This window comes from Flagellimonas beolgyonensis (genome assembly GCF_003992615.1).
Classification (GTDB): Bacteria; Bacteroidota; Bacteroidia; order Flavobacteriales; family Flavobacteriaceae; genus Flagellimonas; species Flagellimonas beolgyonensis.
The window spans coordinates 53,140-76,862 of the sequence record NZ_RZMY01000017.1; the positions used below are offsets into that span (position 1 = coordinate 53,140).

At 43.6% G+C, this 23,723-nt stretch carries 27 protein-coding genes; 5 read left to right on the plus strand and 22 right to left on the minus strand.

Features of this window, described 5'->3' with window-relative positions:
• The 15 genes from dut to EO131_RS13530 form a co-directional block, all read right to left on the minus strand.
• Positions 1 to 435, minus strand: coding sequence for a dUTP diphosphatase (dut, locus tag EO131_RS13460; protein WP_127023170.1), 435 nt, complete (start codon positions 433 to 435; stop codon positions 1 to 3).
• Complete coding sequence (locus EO131_RS13465) at positions 425 to 1,894, minus strand: lipopolysaccharide biosynthesis protein (RefSeq protein ID WP_127023173.1); 1,470 nt, start codon at positions 1,892 to 1,894, stop codon at positions 425 to 427. The genes dut and EO131_RS13465 overlap by 11 nt, the downstream gene beginning before the upstream one ends.
• A gap of 125 nt (positions 1,895 to 2,019) precedes the next feature.
• Positions 2,020 to 2,880 carry an ATP synthase F1 subunit gamma gene (atpG, locus tag EO131_RS13470; protein ID WP_127023176.1) on the minus strand — a complete coding sequence of 287 codons (861 nt, stop codon included), beginning with the start codon at positions 2,878 to 2,880 and terminating at the stop codon, positions 2,020 to 2,022.
• An 80-nt stretch (positions 2,881 to 2,960) separates the two neighbouring features.
• Positions 2,961 to 4,541, minus strand: a complete 1,581-nt coding sequence (gene atpA, locus EO131_RS13475; RefSeq protein ID WP_127023179.1) for a F0F1 ATP synthase subunit alpha — start codon at positions 4,539 to 4,541, stop codon at positions 2,961 to 2,963.
• A gap of 2 nt (positions 4,542 to 4,543) precedes the next feature.
• Entirely contained in the window at positions 4,544 to 5,083 is a 540-nt protein-coding gene (gene atpH / locus EO131_RS13480) for an ATP synthase F1 subunit delta (protein ID WP_127023182.1), read from the minus strand.
• Between the two features lie 4 nt (positions 5,084 to 5,087).
• The gene (locus EO131_RS13485) at positions 5,088 to 5,588 is read right to left on the minus strand and encodes a F0F1 ATP synthase subunit B (protein ID WP_127023185.1); all 501 of its coding nucleotides are present in this window, start codon (positions 5,586 to 5,588) and stop codon (positions 5,088 to 5,090) included.
• A gap of 94 nt (positions 5,589 to 5,682) precedes the next feature.
• On the minus strand, positions 5,683 to 5,874 hold the full coding sequence (gene atpE, locus EO131_RS13490; RefSeq protein WP_053970734.1) for an ATP synthase F0 subunit C: 192 nt from the start codon (positions 5,872 to 5,874) through the stop codon (positions 5,683 to 5,685).
• Positions 5,875 to 5,905: 31 nt separating this feature from the next.
• Positions 5,906 to 7,045 carry a F0F1 ATP synthase subunit A gene (gene atpB / locus EO131_RS13495; protein WP_127023188.1) on the minus strand — a complete coding sequence of 380 codons (1,140 nt, stop codon included), beginning with the start codon at positions 7,043 to 7,045 and terminating at the stop codon, positions 5,906 to 5,908.
• A 116-nt stretch (positions 7,046 to 7,161) separates the two neighbouring features.
• Positions 7,162 to 7,554, minus strand: a complete 393-nt coding sequence (locus tag EO131_RS13500; RefSeq protein WP_127023191.1) for a DUF6168 family protein — start codon at positions 7,552 to 7,554, stop codon at positions 7,162 to 7,164.
• Complete coding sequence (locus EO131_RS13505; RefSeq protein WP_127023194.1) at positions 7,551 to 7,781, minus strand: AtpZ/AtpI family protein; 231 nt, start codon at positions 7,779 to 7,781, stop codon at positions 7,551 to 7,553. The genes EO131_RS13500 and EO131_RS13505 overlap by 4 nt, the downstream gene beginning before the upstream one ends.
• A complete protein-coding gene (locus EO131_RS13510) occupies positions 7,759 to 8,181 on the minus strand; it encodes a bactofilin family protein (protein WP_127023197.1) in 423 nt (140 codons plus the stop codon). The genes EO131_RS13505 and EO131_RS13510 overlap by 23 nt, the downstream gene beginning before the upstream one ends.
• Before the next feature lie 21 nt (positions 8,182 to 8,202).
• On the minus strand, positions 8,203 to 10,743 hold the full coding sequence (gene porW, locus EO131_RS13515; RefSeq protein ID WP_127023200.1) for a type IX secretion system periplasmic lipoprotein PorW/SprE: 2,541 nt from the start codon (positions 10,741 to 10,743) through the stop codon (positions 8,203 to 8,205).
• 81 nt (positions 10,744 to 10,824) lie between these two features.
• On the minus strand, positions 10,825 to 11,520 hold the full coding sequence (locus EO131_RS13520; RefSeq protein ID WP_127023203.1) for a hypothetical protein: 696 nt from the start codon (positions 11,518 to 11,520) through the stop codon (positions 10,825 to 10,827).
• Positions 11,521 to 11,582: 62 nt separating this feature from the next.
• On the minus strand, positions 11,583 to 12,278 hold the full coding sequence (locus tag EO131_RS13525) for an ABC transporter ATP-binding protein (protein WP_127023206.1): 696 nt from the start codon (positions 12,276 to 12,278) through the stop codon (positions 11,583 to 11,585).
• 27 nt (positions 12,279 to 12,305) lie between these two features.
• Positions 12,306 to 13,775, minus strand: coding sequence for a DUF5687 family protein (locus tag EO131_RS13530; RefSeq protein WP_127023209.1), 1,470 nt, complete (start codon positions 13,773 to 13,775; stop codon positions 12,306 to 12,308).
• 118 nt (positions 13,776 to 13,893) lie between these two features.
• On the opposite strand from EO131_RS13530, the gene EO131_RS13535 reads away from it, so the two are divergent.
• The gene (locus tag EO131_RS13535) at positions 13,894 to 14,940 is read left to right on the plus strand and encodes a ferredoxin--NADP reductase (protein WP_127023212.1); all 1,047 of its coding nucleotides are present in this window, start codon (positions 13,894 to 13,896) and stop codon (positions 14,938 to 14,940) included.
• A gap of 2 nt (positions 14,941 to 14,942) precedes the next feature.
• Here the strand turns inward: EO131_RS13535 and EO131_RS13540 are convergent, their stop codons facing one another.
• Entirely contained in the window at positions 14,943 to 15,722 is a 780-nt protein-coding gene (locus tag EO131_RS13540; RefSeq protein ID WP_313790039.1) for a patatin-like phospholipase family protein, read from the minus strand.
• A 401-nt stretch (positions 15,723 to 16,123) separates the two neighbouring features.
• Here EO131_RS13540 and EO131_RS13545 point away from each other — a divergent pair, with 401 nt between their 5' ends.
• The gene (locus EO131_RS13545; RefSeq protein ID WP_127023215.1) at positions 16,124 to 16,459 is read left to right on the plus strand and encodes an arsenosugar biosynthesis-associated peroxidase-like protein; all 336 of its coding nucleotides are present in this window, start codon (positions 16,124 to 16,126) and stop codon (positions 16,457 to 16,459) included.
• A 14-nt stretch (positions 16,460 to 16,473) separates the two neighbouring features.
• A complete protein-coding gene (arsS, locus tag EO131_RS13550) occupies positions 16,474 to 17,562 on the plus strand; it encodes an arsenosugar biosynthesis radical SAM (seleno)protein ArsS (protein WP_127023218.1) in 1,089 nt (362 codons plus the stop codon).
• A 22-nt stretch (positions 17,563 to 17,584) separates the two neighbouring features.
• On the opposite strand, the gene EO131_RS17515 is transcribed toward arsS, so the two are convergent.
• A complete protein-coding gene (locus EO131_RS17515) occupies positions 17,585 to 18,013 on the minus strand; it encodes a DUF7670 domain-containing protein (protein WP_470295069.1) in 429 nt (142 codons plus the stop codon).
• A gap of 418 nt (positions 18,014 to 18,431) precedes the next feature.
• Here EO131_RS17515 and EO131_RS13555 point away from each other — a divergent pair, with 418 nt between their 5' ends.
• Complete coding sequence (locus EO131_RS13555; RefSeq protein ID WP_127023221.1) at positions 18,432 to 19,049, plus strand: TetR/AcrR family transcriptional regulator; 618 nt, start codon at positions 18,432 to 18,434, stop codon at positions 19,047 to 19,049.
• Positions 19,050 to 19,077: 28 nt separating this feature from the next.
• On the opposite strand, the gene EO131_RS13560 is transcribed toward EO131_RS13555, so the two are convergent.
• The 4 genes from EO131_RS13560 to EO131_RS13575 are packed head-to-tail and all read right to left on the minus strand — an operon-like array spanning position 19,078 to position 22,168.
• A complete protein-coding gene (locus EO131_RS13560) occupies positions 19,078 to 19,551 on the minus strand; it encodes a hypothetical protein (RefSeq protein ID WP_127023224.1) in 474 nt (157 codons plus the stop codon).
• Positions 19,552 to 20,610, minus strand: coding sequence for a glycosyltransferase family 9 protein (locus EO131_RS13565; protein WP_241243854.1), 1,059 nt, complete (start codon positions 20,608 to 20,610; stop codon positions 19,552 to 19,554).
• Complete coding sequence (locus EO131_RS13570; protein ID WP_127023227.1) at positions 20,594 to 21,199, minus strand: DUF4254 domain-containing protein; 606 nt, start codon at positions 21,197 to 21,199, stop codon at positions 20,594 to 20,596. The genes EO131_RS13565 and EO131_RS13570 overlap by 17 nt, the downstream gene beginning before the upstream one ends.
• Before the next feature lie 36 nt (positions 21,200 to 21,235).
• Positions 21,236 to 22,168: a DUF6427 family protein gene (locus EO131_RS13575; protein WP_127023230.1), complete on the minus strand. Its 933-nt coding sequence runs from the start codon at positions 22,166 to 22,168 to the stop codon at positions 21,236 to 21,238.
• A gap of 39 nt (positions 22,169 to 22,207) precedes the next feature.
• Here EO131_RS13575 and EO131_RS13580 point away from each other — a divergent pair, with 39 nt between their 5' ends.
• On the plus strand, positions 22,208 to 22,429 hold the full coding sequence (locus tag EO131_RS13580) for a DUF6341 family protein (RefSeq protein WP_127023233.1): 222 nt from the start codon (positions 22,208 to 22,210) through the stop codon (positions 22,427 to 22,429).
• On the opposite strand, the gene purD is transcribed toward EO131_RS13580, so the two are convergent.
• Positions 22,424 to 23,695: a phosphoribosylamine--glycine ligase gene (purD, locus tag EO131_RS13585; RefSeq protein ID WP_127023236.1), complete on the minus strand. Its 1,272-nt coding sequence runs from the start codon at positions 23,693 to 23,695 to the stop codon at positions 22,424 to 22,426. The genes EO131_RS13580 and purD overlap by 6 nt on opposite strands.
• Positions 23,696 to 23,723 lie beyond the last annotated feature (28 nt).

Here is a 23,723-nt window from a genome sequence, read left to right on the forward strand (position 1 = left end):
TTATTTGGTACCCGTACTGCCAAATCCGCCGGCTCCCCTATCGGTATCCGAAAGGGATGCGACCTCGACCCATTCGGCGCGTTCGTGTTTGGCTATCACCATTTGGGCGATGCGTTCGCCGTTTTCCACAACAAATTCATCGGAAGACATATTGGCCAAAATCACACCGACCTCTCCACGATAATCGGCATCGATAGTACCCGGTGCATTTAAAACGGTGATGCCTTTTTTGGCCGCCAAGCCGCTCCGTGGGCGCACTTGGGCTTCATAGCCAATGGGCAATTCCATGTAAATACCAGTTGGGATGATAGCTCTTTCCAAAGGTTTTAAAACAATGGGTTTATCCAAATTTGCCCTAAGATCCATCCCGGCCGAAGCCAAGGTTTCATAGTGTGGCAATGCATGCCCAGACTTGTTTATGATCTTAATTTCCACGTTTAACAAAAATGCTTTTTAGATTATCGCCTTCCATCTTATATACTAACCCCAAAAATACTAAAAGTAGTATGCTGCCGGCTATTAAATTTCTATTAAAAACATAGAAGGAAAGCGTTGAAAACAGGATGGATACGGAAAGATAAAATAGGATCTTCCGCATGTTGTAGGGCACTGGGTAATACTTTCTTCCAAAATAATAGGAAAGTAGCATCATACTACCATAAGCGGCCAGTGTGGCCAGTGCCGAGGCCATATAGCCAATTTTTGGAATGAACGCAATGTTAATGGTCAAGGTGATTATGGCCCCAATGGATGAGATGTATGCCCCGAACTTGGTCTGGTCCGTTACCTTGTACCAAACGGACAGATTGTGGTAGATGCCCAAACAAAAACTGCCCAAAAGGATGATGGGGACCACATTCAAGGCTTCCCAATACACTGGATTATGGAGCAACAATTTGCCCAACACATCGATAAAGACAATAACCCCCAAAAGAATGATACTGCCCAAAATGACAAAATAATTGGTGATTTGGGCATAGGTCCTTTCGGGTTTTTCAGAATTGGCATGGCTAAAGAAAAACGGTTCCACACCCATGCGAAACGCTGTGCCAAACAGCGTCATGAATAAGGCCAGTTTATAGCATGCCCCATACTTCCCCACTTCGGTTTCGGCAATGTCCGACGGCAATATTTGGGTCAGCAGGATCTTGTCCAACACCTCGTTAATGGTAAAGGCAATACCGGCTATCATTACTGGTCCGGCATACTTCATCATCTGCTTCCACAGCTTCGAATCGAATGTATAGGATGCCTTGAAATAACCAGGCAACAAGATCAAGAGGGTAATACCACTGGCAATCACATTGGAAATCAATACATAATGGATTTCCCAATTGGGCCTGTAGATGGATGCCATTAGAACGGATTCAGCATTTTCTGCCAATTCGGGCAAAATCAGCAGGAAAAACACATTGAATCCAAGGTTGATCGCCACATTCACCGTTTTCAAAACGGCATAGCGCATGGGTTTTTCATTCGCCCTCAATAAGGCAAACGGAATAATGACCAAGGCATCCAAGACCAATATGTAGGTGGTGAATTTCAGGTAATCCGGATTGATATCGGTTACCGAGGACAACCATTGTTTAACGGAAAGGGCGAAAATCAAAAAACCAACCGAAGTGGCCAATAAGGAAATCAACGAAGTGGAAACTACTTTGGCCTTATCTTCACTTTTATGATAGAACCTAAAAAACGCGGTTTCCATGCCATACGCCAAGAACACATTGAAAATGGCTATCCATGCATAAATATTGGTATACTGGCCATAGCCCGATGCATTTTCAAATACCGAAGTGTACAGCGGCAATAGGAAGAATGAAATGACCCTCGGCAATACCGTGGCCAATCCATAGATAAAAGTCTGTTTAAATAGCCTTTTTAACGGGTTCAATAGGTGCGTGTTCTTTTAATGCCCCTGTTAGGCGGCTACAAGTTACACAAAAGCCCTTAGTCCCAATAGGTGCACAAACAAAAAGGCCACCTAAAGGTGGCCTTTTCTATAATATCTTGTTTTGATTACCCGTTCAAAGCCTCAGCTCCACCAACAATTTCCAAAATTTCGTTGGTAATGGCTGCCTGGCGTGCCTTGTTGTAGGAAAGGGTCAATTGCGCCTTAAGATCCTTGGCGTTATCAGTGGCCTTGTGCATTGCCGTCATACGTGCACCATGCTCACTGGCAAAGGAATCTCGAATGGCCTTGAACAATTGTGTTTTAAGCGATTTTGGAATCAACTGCTGTACAATTTCCAACTTGGAGGGCTCAAAAATGTAATCTCCAGCGGTTGCAGTATCGCCTTCCATGGCAACAATCGGCAAAAATTGCTCGGTCATTACAATTTGGGTCGCGGCATTTTTGAACTTGTTGTACACCAAATCAATCTTATCATAGTTGCCCGAAGTGAATTGCTCCATCAAGTACTCGGCAATTTCGGCAACATTGTCGAAGGTCAAATCATCAAAGATGCCATTGTGATTGGAAACGATGGTGTTCTTTTTACGAAGAATGTCATTTCCTTTCTTGCCAATGGTCACAAAATCCACTTGCTTTCCTGCATAGGTATCGGCAACCAACATATTGCTCTGCTTGATGATGTTGGTGTTGAAAGCCCCACAAAGGCCCCGGTTCGAGGTAATGGCAACCACCAATACCTTTTTAACCGGTCTGCTCATTGCAAATTCACTACCGCCATCGCCTTCCAAACTGGCACTCAACCCTTGCAAAAGTTCAGTGAGTTTGTCCGCATACGGGCGCATGGCCGTGATGGCATCCTGGGCTTTTTTCAACTTTGCAGCAGACACCATTTTCATGGCACTGGTAATCTGCATTGTTGATCCGATGGATGAAATCCTATTCCGTATTTCCTTTAGATTCGCCATATAATTTTAGTAACCAGGTTCTAGTAGTTAGTATGGAGTTCGTGTTCATTTACCCTATACTAACCACTAAATACTTTAGACTAATTTTTGTACTTACTTGAAAGATCTTTACAAACCGCAGTCAATGTATCAGCAACCTCATCGGTCAACTTACCGGCCTTAAGGGCATCCAGTACATCTCTGTGCTTGGCATTCAAGAACTCCAAGAAATCCTTTTCAAATTCTTTTACCTTGTTCACGGGAACATCCCTCAACAAGTTTTTGGAACCGGCAAAGATGATGGCTACCTGATCTTCCACGGTGTAAGGGTCGTTTTGACCTTGTTTCAAAATCTCCACGTTTCTTCGTCCTTTTTCGATCACGTTCAAGGTAGCGGCATCCAAATCGGAACCGAACTTGGCAAATGCTTCCAATTCACGGAACTGGGCTTGGTCCAATTTCAAGGTACCGGCCACTTTTTTCATGGACTTGATCTGCGCGGAACCACCCACACGAGATACGGAGATACCCACGTTGATCGCCGGACGTACACCTTGGTTGAACAAATCCTGCTCCAAGAAGATCTGACCATCGGTAATGGAGATCACGTTGGTTGGGATATAGGCAGAAACGTCACCTGCTTGGGTTTCAATGATCGGCAATGCGGTCAAAGATCCTCCTCCTTTTACTTTGGACTTCAAAGATTCAGGAAGGTCGTTCATGTTTTTTGCAATATCGTCATCGGCGATGACCTTGGCAGCACGCTCCAACAATCTGGAGTGCAAGTAGAAAACGTCACCAGGGTACGCTTCACGTCCCGGTGGTCTTCTCAACAACAAGGACACCTCACGATACGCCACGGCCTGTTTGGACAAATCATCATAGATGATCAAGGCTGGACGACCTGTATCCCTAAAATACTCCCCGATGGCAGCACCGGCAAAGGGAGCATATACCTGCATTGGGGCAGGATCGGATGCGTTTGCAGCAACAATGGTAGTATAGGCCAAAGCGCCTTTGTCTTCCAATGTCTTGGCGATGGCAGCCACTGTTGATGCCTTTTGTCCTACGGCAACGTAGATACAGTACACAGGCTCACCAGCGTCAAAAAATTCTTTTTGGTTCAGGATGGTATCGATACAAACCGTGGTCTTACCTGTTTGCTTGTCACCGATTACCAACTCCCGTTGTCCACGACCGATTGGGATCATAGCATCTACTGCCTTGATACCAGTTTGCAATGGTTCGTTTACAGGCTGTCTGAAGATTACCCCAGGCGCCTTTCTTTCCAATGGCATTTCAACGGTTTCGCCAGCGATAGGTCCTTTACCGTCGATGGGAGTTCCCAAGGTGTCGATAACACGACCAACAATTCCTTCACCAACGTTGATGGATGCGATACGTTCCGTTCTTTTAACGGTAGCACCTTCCACGATTTCTTTGGTTGGGCCCAACAATACCACACCAACGTTGTCTTCTTCAAGGTTCAAAACGATTCCCTGCATGCCGCCATCAAACTCCACCAACTCCCCGTACTGGGCATTGGCAAGTCCATAGACACGGGCAATACCGTCACCTACCTGTAATACGGTACCTACTTCGTCCAACGAAGCGGTCGCTTCGAAACCTGATAACTGTTTTTTCAAAATTGCTGATACCTCAGCGGCTTTTACTCCTGCCATTTTTATAGACTATTTGTAAATTCTCTTTTTAATCCGTTCAATTTGTTAGCGATGCTCGCATCGTATTGGGTGTCGCCCACGCGAAGCACAAAACCGCCCAAAATGCTTTCGTCGATCTTGTTTTCCAGGGTTACTTTTTTTCCGGTTACCTTGGTCACTTGGTCCAACAGCTTCTTTTCCAATTCGGGGGTCAAAGGAACTGCCGTGGTTACATAGGCCACTTCCTCGCCCTTCATCTTTTCATATTGAATGATGTACTTATAGGCCACTTCCTGCAACATGGCAATCCGCTTGTTGTCCAACAGGGTCTGCACGAGGCCTTTTGTGATCTCATCGTAACCCTTGAAGACTTCCAACAAAACATTTTTCTTAAGCTCAGCTTTGATAACAGGGCTCTCCAACAGTCCCTGAAGCTCTTTGTTCCCAGAAAGTGTATCGGCAATGGAACGCATGTCCTTTTCCACGGCCTCGGCCGCTTTCTTTTCCACTGCGTAGTCCAATGTTGCCTTTGCGTAGCGTATGGCTGCCCTGTTCCCGTTCATGCCCTTAGTTCAATTTAATATCACCCAACATATCGTCAACCATTTTCAGTTGCTTTTTTTTGTCGGATAGTTCTTCCTTGATCACTTTTTCGGCAATCTCTAAAGAAAGGCTTGCCACTTGGGCCTTGATATCGGCCACAGCTGCCTTTTTCTCCGCTTCGATGGCGGCTTGGGCCTGTTTGATCATTTTATCGCCTTCGGTCTGTGCTTGTGCTTTGGCCTCGGAAACAATGCCTTCCTTGATTTCGCGAGCCTCCTTCAACATGGCATCGCGCTCTGCCCTAGCTTCTTTCAACAGTTTTTCACTATCGGCGGTAACGTTTTGCATTTCCTTTTTGGCAGCCTCTGCTGCTTCAAGGGCATCCTTGATCCCTTCTTCTCTTTTTTCAACAGCATTGAGGATGGGTTTCCATGCGAACTTGCGCAACAAAAGCAATAGCCCAATGAAAAGCACCAATTGCCATACGAACAAACCAAGTGAAAACTGTTCTAGTAACTTCTCCATTTATCTTGAATATTTAAAGTCTTTTAGTACTATACCATTTTAAATGAAGGGCCATAGCCAACCGCTATGGCCTTCATTTTTGTTTTTCCGGTAATTACGCTGCAAATAGAGCGGCGAAACCGATACCTTCAATAAGAGCGGCAGCGATCAACATGGCAGTTTGGATCTTACCAGAAGCTTCAGGTTGACGGGCAATGGCTTCCATTGCCTGACCACCGATTCTACCGATACCCAATCCTGCTCCGATTACGATCAAACCAGCACCTACGATGTTTGGAATTGTCATGATATATGTATTTAAATATTAAACGTTCTAATTAATGATGATCTTCTTCCACTGCCATTCCAAAATAAAGGGCAGACAGCATGGTGAAAATATAAGCCTGCAATGCTGCCACCAACAATTCCAACAAGGAAAGTGCAAAGGCCAAAGCAAACGATAATGGACTTCCGATCCAGTTCTTAAAAATGAACATGAGTCCGATGATACTCATCAATACTACGTGGCCCGCCGTAATGTTGGCATACAAACGAATCATCAACGAAAAAGGTTTGATGAAGGTTCCCAACAATTCGATAGGGGCCAAAATGATTTTCATGGGAACGGGGACGCCTGGCATCCAAAAAATGTGTTTCCAGTAATTCTTGTTTCCGGAAAATGTTGTTATAAAATAGGTGATCAAAGCCAAGGCAAAGGTCACGGCAATATTGTTGGTCACGTTCACGCCAAGTGGGGTCAGACCCAATAGGTTGATGATCCACACAAAGAAGAAAACGGTCAACAAATAGCTCATGTACTTTTTGTACTTGTGCTCCCCAATATTGGGCACAGCGATTTCATCGCGAACAAAAACCACCAAGGGCTCCAAAACACGACCCAATCCTTTGGGCAAATGGCTCTTTTTGTAATTGTTCGCCACGGAGCGGAACATCAAGAACATCAACAAGCCAACCAATGCAATAAAAACCACGTTTTTGGTAATTGAGAAATCCAAGGGCTTTTCGTTGGTAGGATGTGCCTCCTCAACCACCAAATTTTCGCCAAAGGCATCCTCAGTGTGGGTGTCCTCATCATGATGGGCGCCAAAATTAATGGTACCCTCGGAATCGGTCTTGTAAATTTTATTGTGGTAAAGTGCATAATAGCTACCATCGACTTCGGCAACGGCTTCTCCGTGCTCGAATTTAGAAGAGGAGAAAACCTTCAACCCATTGTCCCAAAGAATCACGGGCAATGGAAACCCAATGTATTTGTGCTCACCTTCATCCGTAGTGTATGAAAACAAAGTGAAGTCATACGAATCCAAAAGGTGGTGATCGATATATTCCTTTATTTCGGTCTTAAGATCATGGGCGCCAGTTTCGTGGGCTTCTTCCTCATGGCCTTGGGCCGATACAAATCCCGTTGTCAATATGAAAACGGCAACAAAAATTTTACTTAAAAACGAATATCGCATATCACTGCAACTAAGGGTCCTGAAAAATTGGTGCAAAAATACATTGCTCCGTTAAAAGAAAAAAGCTTTTTGTAGTAATATTTCCCAGTTTGATTTTTTTACGAGATTTTAAGGCTTTATTCCACAGTATTAAGCAGTTTCACCAAAAAAAAGGTCTCAATAAAGAGGGAAAATAGATAGGGAACGAAAAAAGCCAGAAACTCGATACGGTCAAGAACGCCATCCCGGTGATAGCCGGGATACATAAAAATGAAAAATAGCACGAACTTCAGCAGGCTTCCACCCAAAAAAAAGAAGCCCAAAAGGTCGCGATACTTGTTTCGGAAGCTATAAATGGAAAAGAAGACCATGGAGGCCATCACCAAATTGAGCAGGTAGCTTTTCACCAACTGATGGCCAAAGGGCTCAAAACCTTGATGCTCCAAAACCCAGGCATGGCCGAAGAAAAGCAGCGCCAATCCCAATACGATCAAAACAATAAAAAAAATAGGGAACGATTTGATGTTCAATTTTGAATCTTTTTCAATTGCTGAAGCACCAAATATATGGAAATGGCAACACCCAATAAGGTGCAAATGGGCATGAAAATCTTTTCGGTCCCAAAATGCCCATCGAGCCATTTTCCCCCTTGCACCGATAAATAAATAACAACGCCCATTTGTATGGCCGAACCAGACAAACGGGCTGCAGTATTCAATGTGTTTTTTAAGTCCTTACGAGGCTTTTGCTGGCTCATTGCTCTTGGTCTCCATTTTTGGAGAAGAAACCACTGAAGCGCCCTTGCCCATGGTACAGGCAGCGTTAAAGGTTGCTCCCGGCTCCACGGCCAATTTGGATACACTTACGGTACCTTCGATCACGGCGGAGGCCTTTAGTGCAAGCAGGTCGGTCACCATAAGTTCACCATTGAATTTTCCTTCAATGTCGGCATTCACGCATTCAACTTTTCCTTTGATGTAGCCATCCTTGCCGATCACCACTTTTCCGGAAGTTTTAACGTTGCCTTCCAGTTTGCCGTCGATTCTAAAGTCCGCTTCGGAAGTGATATCTCCCTTTATCTTCGTGTTCTTCTCTATTCTGTTGGGTTGTCCGCCAAATTCATTCATAGGTCGTGGTTTTTTGTTGTCAGAAAACATTGTGTTCTAGGGTTTTGGGGTTTAATATTGTGCTTTGTATGATTCTATGTTCTTATGGACCTGGATGATTTTGTAATTGTCCGATAAAACTACAAAATTCTCATCTTTAATGCGGTAGTCCTTATTGTTTTTTATCAGTTCCGCAAAGCCCAGGGCAAAGTCCTTGGACCTAAATCCATGAACTACTATAAACTCGTCCTCCAGGTTGTAAATGTCCTTGGATACGATGTTTCTGTAATTGAGGTCCTTTATCGCTTCTTCCAATCGGTTCTTCAAGGCCATTGCCTTTACATCGTCCCTGATCTTGAAAGGGAACACTACTTTCCAATTGCCGGTTCCCGGTGAACCGGTTTCCGGTGAAAATTCCTTGTTTTCCAACTTGGGCAATTGTTCCTCCACCATTTGTTCCGCTTTTTTCCCCTCAGGGTTATTCGGATAGGTAAGGGCCACATAGTTCAAGGCTTCCTTGAACGGTTCAAAACCTTGCAGTCGTCCTATGGCATTTGCCTTTAACATTTCGAATTTGGGCACAATGGGGTCTCCTGTAAATTTGCTGATATAGGCCTCCGACTGGGTGATCACCTGCAAAAATTGCTGGTCTTGGTACAATTTGTACAATTCGGCATAGCGGGCATCGGGGCTATCGGTATTGCCTTCCAACACCGCTTGGGGGTTCAATAATATCTCGGCATAGCGGGTATCCGGATGGTTGTTGATGATATCCTGTTTCATGTTCGTTGCCAAGGGACTTCCCGATTCCTCATAGATTTTGAACAGGTTGTATTTAGAAGGAAGGATCAATCTTTCTTCAGGATTTGAAACCAATACACGCTCCAATTTGGCCGCAGCCAACATATTGTCCTTGAATTGTTCCTTATAGATCAATCCAAGCTGATAGTTGGCAAAGTTCCGTTCAGTCTTTAGGCTATCGATTGCTGAAACTTCTGTTGGAATTTGTGCCAAGTAAAAGTCCAGATCGTATTTGTTGTCGTCCGTAAGGGTTTGCGAAGGCTGATTCGTCTCAGCTATGATCTCGCCCGTAGCTTCGGAAACCAACGCTTTGGATTTGTTGCTCCATCGCCAATCGTCCTCTAGGGAGCGGCTGCCCCATCGGGTCTTGAACTCGTTTTTGCCATACCCCAAACTGGTGATGTTGTAAAAGTAGAACTTACCTTGGTTTTCCTTGCCCCCCTTGCTATTGGCGAACGTTGCGAAACCGGCGGTGGCCCGTTTTAGTTCCTTTTCAGCGGCTTCGGCATCCTTGCGTTTCAGCTCTGCAATATAGTCTTCAAAATAGGCCTTGCGTTCGGCCTCCGACATTTGGTACAATGTGATCACACTATCGGCATGCTGTACAATGTCCTCGTATTTGATCACATTTTCGAGGTTGTCCAGTTTCTTTTTGATGTTCCGGTGCTCGCGGGTATTCTCGGCCAAATTGGTCAAAGTACTGTCATAATAAGCGCCGGCTGTTTTGTACTGGTCCTGATCAAAATAGTAGTCGGCCAAGCTTTGATAGTTCAAGGCATTCAGTTTACGCTCTCCTTGGGTAGCCTTCAGCGATTTGTTATAGTAGGCAATGGCCAAACTATCAGATTCGGTTGCCAAATGGAATTCGGCTATTTCACGATAAATCTTGTCCAAAAAGGGACGGTTTTCCCTGTTTTCCTCCAAATCGGTGAGGTATTCCAATAATTCTTCTTGGTTATCAGCCGTTAAGGTGGTGTTCTGGATTTTCTTCAAATGGGCGTTGATCATGTAGACGCGTGGCGACTTTCGGTTAAGATCGATCACCTTATTAAAGGCATAATTGGCACTGTCCTTATGGCCCATTTGGTTGTACAACTGCCCAATTATGAACAGATACCTGCCTTTTTCTGGATTCTTTTTGGTGTAGGCTTGGGCCACCTTCAATTTTTGAATTGCAGTATCGGGTGCATTCAGGTTGATGTAACATTGGGCCAACACGGCATTGGCATCGGCATACTCTTGGTCTTTAAGCTTTTCGTACTTGAACAAACGCTTTAGGTTCTTAATGGCCACTTCGGGATTGTCCAGCCGCATATTGGTTTTTTCACGCCAAATGGTGGCTTCGTTCAGCTTATCGCTTTCGGCATATTTGCGGAGTATGTAGTTGAAGGCTTCAAGTGCCGGAATATACCGTTGATCAAAATAGCGCGACTTACCCAGCAGCAGGAATGCTTCATCGGTTTGCGGATTTCGTTCCTCATCCTTGATGTCCATGCTGTGCTTTTGAATGGCCTTGGTGGCCTTTTCCTCAGCAATGATAAAATTAGGGTTGTTGTCCTCGGAATCGAGCTTGACCTCATCGGTTACTTTTAACCGCTCCACGGGAAGGATTTCCCAATAATCGTCACGGTAGGTGGCACTGATCTCTTCCAGCCCTTTTTCAAAGGCCAAATTGCCATTGTACAGAGTGTTGTACTTGGTGTTGAGTGCGTGCCAATTTCGGTTGATGAATTTATCCTTTTGAGTGGAACAGGCATTAAATACAATGCCCGCCAAAACCAAAGCACCTAAAAATGTATGACGAAGCTTCAAAATTATCGATAATCGTGTGTAACCTTAACTCAAAAAAGTTCGGATTATTATAAGGCTTATCGATAAAATACCATTAAATAATCATTTGGTTATGAGCTTTAAATAAATGGTGCCTTCTTCCCATAAAAATCCTTTAGAGCCAATTACGATTCTGGAAATGGCTTCTTTAATAGGAAGAACATTTTTATGGGGCCCTATTTCAAACAATTTCACCAAAGAATTTAGGTTATCGTCATAGCTAAGCCCCACATCACCAAGTAATCCATATTTTTTTAAATACTTGGCGTCATTCTTGCTCTCTACCCCAATACGTAGGAGCAATTGTTTTTCTCCATTTCTTACAAGTTCAATCTTGGAATCCATTTTCACATCCAGCAAAAGAGTGAACCCTTCAATTTCACCAGTAACAATGGAAAACAGGGCCTCGTCAATGAACTGAGTGTCCAAAGACGATGAAGATGGGCCTTGCTTTTTGATTTTTTCCAGCTCTTCTTTGAACTGATTGACCATAATATTGGTAAACTCGTCGTTGTAAAGATTATGATTTCTCTTATTGGAATATTGGTCAATCTCCCATTCCAACCTTTTGATTTTAGGATAATTACGGTCCTTCAACCTTAAGAGGCAATCCAATTCTCTTTGGACATAGCCCAATTCCTTGTAGTTATTGTCTACAGCAATAAAATCGTGATCCCTTTTATTATCTTCAATGGTAAGTAACAGGCGTTGTTTCTCCCATTGATAAAAATCAATCAACAATTCGAGGTCTGTGGCCATTGGTCAATGTTTGTACCCTAAAGATAATCCTGATTGACTGACACAAACAAAAGAATGATCAATTATCCCCCAAAGAAAGCTTCCAACTCTTTCAAGGTTTCGGTAGAGGTATGGATATCCTTCACAATTTCGCCCTTATTGAGCACCACAATACGCTCACAAACCTCGGTAACATGGATCAAATCGTGGCTGGATACCAATACGGTAACGTTCTCCTTTGCCGCCAATTCCTTGATGATGCCCTTAAGACGGATCTGTGTGGTAGGGTCCAAGTTGGCAAAAGGCTCGTCCAAAATCACCACTTCGGGATTGCCGATAAAGCTGGCCACGATCCCCACTTTTTTCTGGTTTCCTTTGGAAAGGTCACGCAAATATTTTTTTTGACCCAGAATCTCGCCATGGAAGAAATCGCTGTAGCCTTCCAATAAAGCATCCACATCGGCTTTGTTCCTGCCCCTTAGTTCACCAATGAAATAGAAATACTCCTCGGGGGTTAAATACCCTATCAAAAAGGATTCATCAATAAAAGCGGAGGTAAACGGTTTCCACGCTTCGCTTTCATCCACCTGAACCCCGTTGTTGATGATATGGCCAGTGGATGGTTGGATCAGGTCCAACAACAAGCTGAACAAGGTGGTCTTGCCGGCACCATTGTTCCCTACCAAGCCAAAACTTTGGCCCTTGGGAATTTCAAGATGGTCGATGTTCAAAACGGTCTGTGCTCCGTATTTCTTTGTTAAGGTGTGTGCTGTTATCATAGTGTTTTTATAGTAATGGTCGATTTGCTATTTCTGTTTGTATGCCAATAAGGTTTTGTATTTCTCTTTTTTATAGATGCCCTCGATCATACGGAACACCCGTTCCTTGAACACGAAGCCCAACAATCCGAAGGCGGCCACAAATAGGTACCCCGCAACAGGGCCGATCAGTAAGTGGCCAAGGGCATAAATGGCAATGGGCAACGCCAATTTAGGCAGCGTCAAGAGCAATGTCTTTGCATTAAAGGCCTGTTTATCGCCAAATGCCTTTTTGTTCGAGGTCAATTCGATGGGCGTTTTAACATAGGCTCCACCCCAAAGCACCAAATAACTGTTGATGCCCACGTTGTAAATGGCCCCGACCAATACCGCGGCATAGGCTTCCCACCCAAAATACAGGTAGAAAGAAGCCAATATGGTGGATATGACCGTGGCAATGATCACCAAGTACCATTTTGAGGTCAAATATTCCCGGTATTTGATATTCTGGCTCATCATTAAAGGGTAATAACTGCTGTCCCAACTGGGTACATACTGACCGAAGCTGAACAGGAATCCTCCGGTAACAAAAATGCCGGCAAAAATTTTCCAATAGGCGTTATCGTATACCTCAATGGCACTGGTAAAGAACAGCAATCCATAAAAGATGAAGAAAAACCCGGTAATCACGGCGGTCCGTGACCTTTTGTTCCTTTTGATCAATTTGATGTCGTTTTTCAAGAAGGTGCCCAAATTACCAAAACGATCCAGCCATTCCAGGTTTTCGGTCTTCGCCTCGGTCTGTTTTTGGGCCAGTCCTCCATCAAGGTACATGTGCTTTTTGAAATAGGTAAAGGCTGCAACGTACAATAAAGCCAAAGCAACCCATGGAATTAGGGCCGTCCAGGGCATATCATAGAAAAAATCGAAAATGGGCTGGGTGTACACCGTAATATCGAACCATTGGTAGTATTGCGAAGCCCCTGCAACAATGAACAGTGCGGCCAAGACGTAAAATACACCGTCTTTATTGTTCACCATAATGTTGATGAAGTTATTGCAATAGAACAGGGCCATCATGGCCAAATGCCATCCTACCACTTGGGCCAATGGATAATCCTTGGTCAACAATACCACGCTGAAGGGTACAAAGAAAAAGGCATGGGCCAGGTTAAAGAAGGAAACCACTGTTTTGCCCAGTGAATAATTTACCACCTGGCTTTTTTTGAAGGGCAAATACAACAGCGGTTTGATGTTCGTCACCGGCATTTTCTGCAACATGTACCGAAACACCAGGTCGAAGGCCAAATAGTAGATCATGAATCGGTTGATTACCCGCAAAGGGTCGCCCAGGCCAGCTTCTTCAATGATGAAATACGACCCGAATCCCAAACTGAGGAAAACCAAGATGAAATAAAGTGCCCCGAGGGCCATTAAGATCTTGAACCAAATCTCGGTCTTAAATGAGGCGGACCTAAAAAAGGATTTCCATTGGAGTCCGATAAAATAGTTGAACATGGCTAGTTTTTTTTAGTTGGTATCTAAAATATTCGATTTGTTACAAAATGCATCGTTTTTTGAAAAATAGCTGCCCAAAACAAGGGTAATCCGTAATTTTGCAGCAAATTTTTATTTGATGAGTGACTTTCATGCCCTAAAAATAGCCTCGGTTGATCAACTTACTCCTAATGCCGTGGCCCTTACTTTCGAAATTCCGGAAAACCTTAAACCCTCTTTTTCCTTTAAAGCTGGCCAGTACATCACCTTGAAACACCAAGTAAATGGCCAGGAACTACGCCGGGCCTACTCCATATCCTCGCCACCATCCTCAGGAAAACTGACAGTGGGCATCAAAAAAATGCCAAGCGGTACATTTTCTGTTTATGCGAATGAAAAGCTCAGCGCCGGTGATGTGTTGGACGTAATGCCGCCAGAAGGTCGTTTTGTGTTTGATGCAACAGGTCCGAAAAATATTGCTGCCTTTGCTGCAGGGAGTGGCATTACTCCGATCATGAGCATTGCAGAAACCGTTTTGGAGAGCCATCCCGAAAATACCATGGTGCTGGTTTTTGGCAACCAATCGCCAGAGGAAACCATGTATTTCAAGGAAATTCAAGCGTTGAAAGAAAAATATACCGAACGATTTTTTATACAGTACATCTACAGCCGATCCAATGTGCCGGAAGCCCTATTCGGTCGCATAGAAAAATCCACGGTGAACTTTGTGCTCAAAAACAAGTTCAAGGAAACCACTTTTGATGGGTATTACCTCTGTGGTCCGGAAGAAATGATCCATATGGTAACCGACACCCTGAAATCCAATAGCATTGCTGAAGACAAAATCCATTTTGAATTGTTCACCAGTTCCGATACCGAGGATACTATGGCTGAAGACTTGGAGGGCATGACCCAAGTGGAGGTATTGTTGGATGATGAGACCTTTTCCTTTGTGATGGATCGCAAACAGTTGGTGCTGGATGCCGTCCTGAAACAAAAAATAGATGCGCCTTATTCCTGCCAAGGCGGGGTATGTAGCAGTTGTATCGCCCGAATTACGGAAGGCAAGGCCGAAATGGTGAAAAACCAGATTTTGACCCCTGGAGAAATTGAGGAAGGACTGATCCTGACCTGTCAGGCCCATCCGTTGACGCCTACCTTAAAAGTGGATTACGACGACGTTTAGCCTTAATCCTTTTTGGAAAGCATTCTTTCCATGGCACGGCTACCGTGGTCATAGCCAATATTGAAGGCATTTTCAATCCCTTTTCGGTCCAAAACCCCAATTTTGTCCAATTCCTTGGGCTCAATATAAAGGTCGCATTCGTGCAATTTTTCGTCGTTGGAGGCGTGAATCATCAAACTGGTGACCCTGCTCGTCAATTGGATGGAATTGCGCAAGTCTTTCTTTTCCATTGGAACAGTAATCGAAACGTTGCTGCCTATTACGTAATCTGCTCGGGTATCCACATATTCCTTGGGAAAGTTGTTCATGATACCTCCATCGGCATACAGCACATTATCAATATTCACAGGACTGAACACTGGGGGCAAAGCTGCCGAGGCCAACAAGGGTTTGATGAGCGGTCCTCGGTCAAAAACCTTTTCCTTGCCGCTGAGCAAATCGGTTGCCACGATAAACAGTGGTTTTTTTAAGGATTCAAAGGTGTTTTCCTTGAAATACTTCTTGAACATACTTTCATAGCGTTCCGTGTCGATAAAACCGGGTTTATTGATGGTGAAGAAACTATATTGAAAAATGGGCGTCTCTTTAAAAAACCCCAACATTTCTTCCACGGTATTTTTATTGGCATAAAGTGCCCCTACCAATGCGCCAACGCTTGTTCCGGCGACCACATTGGCCTCAACACCATGTTCTTCCATGGCCTTGATCAGTCCAATATGGGCCATGCCACGTACTCCTCCTCCCGAGAGCACCAAACCTATAGACTTGTTTTTCTGTATCACTTTTTGCTTCTAAATACCGAACAAAGGTAAACCAATGCAGCATTCAATCGCCAACCCAACAAGAGATTAACCTTAATTTGATGGTGGAGGTTCCAAAAGGGTTTGTTTTGACCTAAAATTGCAACTTCATCCCTTGATAATGGAATTCAAAATTAGTGCAAGTACCGACTGGCGAGTCGGTTTTCACCACCCCACACCTCAATTTGTACACTTTAACGATCTGATTTCGATGATCATCGAACATTTCACAATGCCTTGATTTTCAAAACCGACTGGCTGGTCGGTTGATCTAATTCTGGCAAAAGGGATACTGTTTGTAATGCATATTGCCTTTTTGCGACTGAAATCAATATGGATAAATGTTGTATGTTTAGGTTCAACATTCAATTAAATTCATCGTTATGGCCGATTCGTATTATGACCCCGCAGATCTTAGAAAATTTGGAAAGATTACCGAATGGAGCGAGGAGTTGGGGACCAAGTTTTTTGATTATTACGGAAAAGTTTTTGAGGAAGGGGCCCTTAGTGCCCGTGAAAAATCCTTGATCGCTTTGGCTGTTTCACATGTGGTTAAATGTCCGTATTGTATCGACGCCTATACCAAGGATGGTCTTCAGCGCGGAATTACCAAAGAAGAAATGATGGAAGCCGTGCATGTTGGTGCCGCCATTGAAAGTGGCGCTACCCTAGTCCATGGGGTCCAAATGATGAACAAGTACAACAAACTGTCCATGTAATCCAAAAACGATCAATGGAGCAAAGCATACTGACGGAACTAAAAAAAGCAGCTAAAAAATCGCTGAAAGCGCGGCACAATGACCTCGCCGACAACCATAGACAATTGCAAATCCTTAACGGGGGGCTGTTTGCTGATGGGGAACTCCCCTATTTTAAGAATAAAATTGCCGAAACCAATCAATTTCCGCTAAAGCCGAATACATTGGAAATTTTGCAGATCAATGTGGGTTATATGTGCAATCAGGTTTGTGAACATTGCCATGTGGATGCCGGCCCGGACCGTAAAGAGATCATGACCCGCGAAACCATGGAACAATGTTTGGAAGTCATCCGTAATACCGGAGCCCATACGTTGGATCTTACCGGGGGTGCTCCCGAAATGAACCCCAATTTTAGATGGTTTGTAGAAGAGGCCAGCAAAGCGGGTATCAAAGATTTCATTGTACGCTCCAACCTCACCATAATTTTAGCCAATAAAAAATACTATGATCTCCCGGAGTTCTTCAAAAAGCACAACGTACATGTAGTTTCCTCCATGCCGCACTATACGCGTGGCAAAACGGATAAGCAACGGGGCGATGGGGTTTTTGACAAATCGATAAAAGCACTGCAAATGCTAAATGCGGTCGGCTATGGCATGCCCGATAGCAGTTTGCGGCTTGATTTGGTGTACAATCCCTCAGGGGCTTTTTTACCTACTGACCAAGCGGCATTGGAACACGACTTTAAAAAAGCATTGAAGGAAGATTTTGATATCGACTTCCACAATCTCTTTTCCATTACCAATCTGCCCATTTCACGCTTTTTGGATTATTTGATCGCCTCCGAGAATTATGAGGACTATATGTATGCGCTTGTGGATGCATACAACCCAGCTGCTGTGGCCAATGTGATGTGCACCAATACCATTTCCGTGGGTTGGGATGGTTGGCTGTACGATTGCGACTTCAACCAAATGCTCGACCTAAAGGTGGCCAGTACCGTGAAACACATCAAAGACTATAATGAAGATTTGTTGAACGATCGGGATATTGTTATTTCCCAACATTGCTACGGATGTACCGCTGGAGCGGGCAGTAGTTGCCAAGGGAGTGTGGCTTGATTTTATGTTGCTAAATTTCGTTTTACGAACCCCCCTTTAGATTGGGTTCATTGCCGCCCATTGGTTTCTGGATTCTTCCTTTTTTCCTTTTATGATTCCAAATAAATAGCAAACCCATAATGATAAAGGGCAAATTGATAGAAGCCACAATCGCCAAGCTTATCCCTATTGAGTTGTTCATCCTAAAGTTGTGAACAAATATTACTGGTGCGAACAATAGGGCAATGACCAAAAAAATTAGGCCTCCAATAAACTCTTTTTTCCAGGCAATGATCAAAATCACCAATAAAATAAAGGATGGTACAAGATGAATGGCAAAAGCGACCAACTGCTGCCAAAGGGTTAGATTCGGATTAAAAGCATCAAGCGCAAAAATGCCTATGAACGCAATCGCGAGAATGCCCAAAATTCGTGGCAACCAATGTAATATCTTATCCGATTTATGCATCATACCAAATTAAGACCTGTCAACCAATAGGTTTATTACTTTATGCAAAAGGCTATGGCAATCTTATGACTTTTTGTAGGCATTTGTAGTGATTAAAATCATAAGGATAAGCAATATGACGTTTTTCCCGCCTTGCTCAAGTATTTTGTAAAATCATCCTTATAACTTGTCCCATTTGAGGGTTGGCCTAAAAAGGTTTTGACGTTAATACTTGTAAATCTTGCTAAAATACATGGTCATTGGACCTAAAATCCCATCCTTTAACCGACCCACCGGTCGGTAACAGAATTCCAACACTTTGTTTTTGGTCAATTTATTTACCTTTTACCGATTATTATTCTATCTACATCCTGAATTCTTTTGGTTCGGGGCATTTCGTAAAAACTTTGTAACCGACTTAACGGTCTAAAACCCAAATCTTATGGAAATGTCCCTAAAACGTAGGGAGACTATGCACAGGCTATGTGCAAAAGGTCTCGAAATCTTCAACGAGAAAGGTTATTACAACACCAGTTTGGACGACATCCTCACGGAACTGAACCTATCAAAAGGTGCTTTTTACCATCATTTTAAATCCAAAGAAGATTATTTCATCAGCATAGTTCAGAACCTCATGGTTCAAAAAGTGTATGCCCTTCTGGTGGAACCACTGGACACTTTTGAAAACCCACTGCCCATCATTGTGGAGAGTCTTGAAAATGCACTGGAACCGGGACGGCAAAATGAAATGGCCTACGGTTTTATGCTCAATGATTTTTTGACAGAATTCCATAAACGGAACGAGGAAATCAGCCGATACTTAAAGGATATCATCAATGTTTGGGAAGTAAACCTGGTTTCTGTGCTCAAAAAAGGAAAAGTTGATGGCCACATTGCCCGTCATGTGGACTGCGAAGGAGTAGCTACCTACATAATTGCCTCATTCATGGGCATGCGTACCTTGATGATGGACAGCTCCAACCGACAGTTGAAATACCAGTACATTCAACAATTAAAGCAATACTTCAAATCCTTGGAAACTGAACGTGTATTGGCCTAATCGGTCAAGGTATGAAATCAAAAATTTGTTAAACGTCAATAGCTATCACCAAAGGGATTGATGACGGATGGACAGCATCCGTTCCACAATACACAAAATGTGTGTGGCTACCTTTGTTTGCAGAAGCATCAAACTGAAAAAAAGACGCAAATTTTTGTAAATTGTTTTTACTTCCACATACCAATAAATCATTGTTTGCGACAGATACACATGTTGGCCCTTTAGTGACGAACACCTGTAAAGAGGCCAGCATTTTTTCATAAGGGAATGGATCAACTGATTGATCAGCCAAGACCTCAATTGAAGTAGAGACATATTTCAACGTCGTTTCCAAATACCTCAAAGCTTCATGGCTACCGACAATTTCAATTTCACTATTGTCATTCGCAGCAAATATTTTAATCATGTTAATATCCTTGATAAAAGTGAAGTTAGAAACGTTTTTCCAAAAAAATTTCCACGAATTGATGGATGCCTGTTTTGGGTTGAAAAATTCTCCCAATCAACTTAGGGTTGCTTCCAAAATGGAGCACACTTTATCTGTTATTTCCTGTGGCTTTATGGTTTCCATCGCCTTTTCATACCCTTTTGGAACTTTGTTGCCATACACAGAGGTGGGAATCAATGGAAAGTGTTCCCGATTTGCCATCAATGCATTCTCCAAAGGCTGACCAAAAGGATAAAACCCGGCAAACGGATGGGTGACCCCCCAAACCGTTATTACAGGAATCCCATAATTGGCGGCCAAATGGGCATTGCCACTGTCCATGGAGAGCATTACATCCAAATTGGAAATCAACTGCAGCTCTTCGGCCAGAGTAAGCTTACCGGCCATACATAAGGTATTTGGATAGGCCGCTGAAATACGTTCCAACTGCTCAACCTCGCTTGCACCACCGCCAAACAACAATATTTTATACTTATCGGTATTGGAAAGTGATTTAATAACCCGTTCCATTTGGCCCAGAGGATACATTTTACCTTCGTGGGCAGCGAAAAGGGCAATGCCCACCCATTTTTTGGTGTCGGGTTGCACCAAATCCACTAATTTATCTGAGAGAGCCTGACGTTCCAAGAGTTTCACATCGTCCAAATTGATAGGAAATCCCAAACGCCCAAAAACATCGGCATAGCGTTGATGGGTACTCTTCAGCTGCCTGAAAATTTTATTTTTGGTCCGTGTCAGCTCCCCCTTTTCTTTTCTGCCCTTGTCCAATTGCACAAAGGGGATGCGGTCCAAGGCAACATATTTTTTAAGGATTCGGCTACGTAAAACGTTGTGCAAGTCAGCGACAGCATCAAAATGCAGGGGTTTTAGTTCTTTGTACAATCGCCACAGGCCGATTAATCCCTTATGACGGTTTTTTACGTCTGCTTCGAAGACGGATACCCTGTTCAACCCAGAAAAAATGGGTAAAAACTGTTTTTTGGTCAGTACTGTAATTCTGATATTGGGATACTTGGCCAACAAAGCGGAGATTACGGGAACAGTCATGGCCACATCGCCCATGGCCGACAATCGAATGATCAACAGATGGGTTTCCCTACCCTTTTTGTCCACGGAGCACTGGGTTTAATTCATCGTCGTTGTACATTTTCATCTGTTTGTAGACTTTCATGTACTTGTTACCAGCCTCAATATCGGCCAACAATTGATCAATGGCCGCAGATAGATCTTTGCGTTGCTCCAATAGCACCTGTAACTTTTCGTTGCATTTTTTGATGTGCTCCGGGGATGCATCGGTGCGGTTCACTTCCTCTTGCATGTGATAGATCTTGAGAGCCAGAATCGACAACCGGTCAATGGCCCAAGCGGGACTCTCCGTGTTGATAGTTGCATCATCCTTAACTTGAACCGATTGGTATTTTTTCAGAAAATAACTATCGATGTACTCCACAAGGTCAGTGCGGTCCTGGTTGCTCGCATCAATCTTTCGTTTGAGGTCCAGCGCAGCTACTGGGTCTATTTCAGGATCGCGAATGATATCTTCATAATGCCATTGCACGGTATCTATCCAATTTTTACGGTACAGTAAGTGTTCTATTTTATCCTTTGGATAGGGATTGTGGAACTCCTGGTAGACATCATCCTTGATATGGTAGGTATCGATACTTTCCTGAAATATCTTGAACGCAAACTCGCTGAACATAGCCTTAAAATTTTTTCAAAGATATTGCTTTATGCCTTAACCCAAGTGCCGAACGATAAAAAGCAGGGTTGCCAATAGGGTGCTAGCCACTAGAATGGCTTCTTGCCAATTGGTTTTTTTGATTTCTTCAAAATAGTTCACCAAAAATACAGCTGCGGGAAAAAAGGTAATCAGCAAAGGCGACTCGTGCACTGGTGTCATCAACGACATGATAACTCCCAAGATAAAGGCCAAGAACAAAATGCGCAACAACAGTAACTTACCACCCCCCACATTTCGCAAACGGATAAAAACCAAAATGGCGACCAAAAGCACAATGACAAAAAAGAACAATGCCTTAACGTTCAATATGTCCGCAAGGGAAGTTGCGTTCAGAAAACCGATGGAAAACCGATAGTGCTCCCCAAAAAATTCAAGATTGCCCATCACTTTCAACCATGTAAACACCAACATAAAAATGGTGGCCAACCCAATAAAAGGCACCAACCAATTCTTAAAATTTTTTCTATCGTACATATTGATCACAACGAAAACCAATACCATAAAGAGCAGTGCCCAGTCATAAAACAAACTCGCAATGGCTACCAACAAGGAGGCATCAAAAATCTTATGCTTAACATTTCTAATGGATTTTAGCGATAGTAAGCGCCAAAGTGCTAAGAGCAGAAAAAAATTGGCATATATCGCGGTGCCCATCTCCAATTCTTCTGAAAATCCGATGACCAATAACACAAAAAAGAGCATGCCGTAGGAATTGTAGTCGGTCACCTTTTCGGTTTTCACAATTTGGTTGATCACATAAACCGTCAACAACAGCACACCATATTTGAACAATTCCAAGGGAAGAATTTCGCTGACAATCTGTTCGTTAAGTCCAAAAAAAACATGGATACTGAAGAAGAGAAACAAAAAGATGGCCAGGACGATGTAATTAATGGGCTTTGTTTTACCGAAAAAGCTTGAAATCATGCTATCTTTTGCTACTTTTGTAAAGTAAATATAGCCAAGATGAGCAAGTTTTTTTACGGTATAGAAGACTTATTTGTAAATCACCTTTTTGCCCCTTACGATTTTTTCCGTTTTATGGATAGCTGGTGGGGTTCCAATACTATCAACTGGATTTTCTTTGTAATTGGATTGATTGCCGCCACCTATTGGATGGGGCAGTTGAAAATGTTCAACGATAACGGCGAAGAGGACAAGAGCATCAGCTCCCATTCTTACCTATAGATCGAAACCAAGGTCTTTTCTGTAGTACATTCCCTCAAACTGGATCTTCTCCATGTTTTGATAGGATTGTTTTAGTGCTTCCTTAAAGTCATTCCCGAATGAGGTGATTGCAAGGACACGCCCTCCATTGGTAACCACCTTTCCGTCAGATACTTTAGTTCCTGCATGGAACACCAAGGAACCCTCGACTGTATCGGTGCCGGTAATTTCCATCCCTTTTTCATATGCTTCAGGATAGCCTCCCGAAACTGCCATAACGGTTGTTGCTGCCCTATCGTCAATCTTTAGGTCGATTTGATTTAAGGTGCCATTGGCCATGGCCAGTAATACCTCCACCAAATCGCTTTGTAGTCGGGGCATCACCACTTCGGTCTCTGGATCCCCCATACGTACGTTGTACTCGATAACCTTAGGGTCGTTGCCCACTTTGATCAAACCGATAAAGATAAACCCAACATACGGCAAATTGTCTTTTTTAAGGCCCTCTACGGTCGGTTTTACGATGCGCTGCTCTATCTTCCGCATAAACTCCGCATCTGCAAATGGAACCGGGGAAATGGCCCCCATACCGCCCGTGTTCAATCCGGTATCGCCTTCTCCGATTCGTTTGTAGTCCTTTGCCGTGGGAAGGATTTTATAATTGGTTCCGTCCGTAAGTACAAAACAGCTTAACTCAATGCCGTCCAAGAATTCCTCAATAACTACCGTGGCACTGGCGTTTCCAAATTTGGAGTCGACCAACATGGATTTCAATTCGTTTTTGGCCTCCTCCAAATCCTGAAGGATCAAAACGCCTTTTCCAGCCGCCAATCCGTCTGCTTTGAGCACGTATGGCGGTTTAAGGGATTCCAAAAAGGCACAGCCCTTTTCCAAGGTTTCGGCCGTAAAACTTTCGTAGGCCGCGGTGGGAATGTGGTGCCGCATCATAAATTCCTTGGCAAATTCCTTACTGCCCTCCAAAGCCGCGGCCGCCTTTTGTGGTCCAATCACCGGAACGGACTTCAACACCTCATCATTCAAGAAAAAATCATGAATTCCATTCACCAGCGGATCTTCCGGACCTACCACCACCAAGTCCACCTTTTCTGAGAGTACCAATTGTTTAATGGCCTTAAAATCGTTGACACCCACCTCAACATTTGTTGCAATCGCGGCCGTACCGGCATTACCGGGGGCAACGAACAATTTTGTTGTTTTGGGACTTTGGGAAATTTTAAGGGCAATGGCATGTTCGCGTCCACCGGAACCCAGAACCAGAATGTTCATGATAGAAAGTTTTGGCAAAAATACGTTT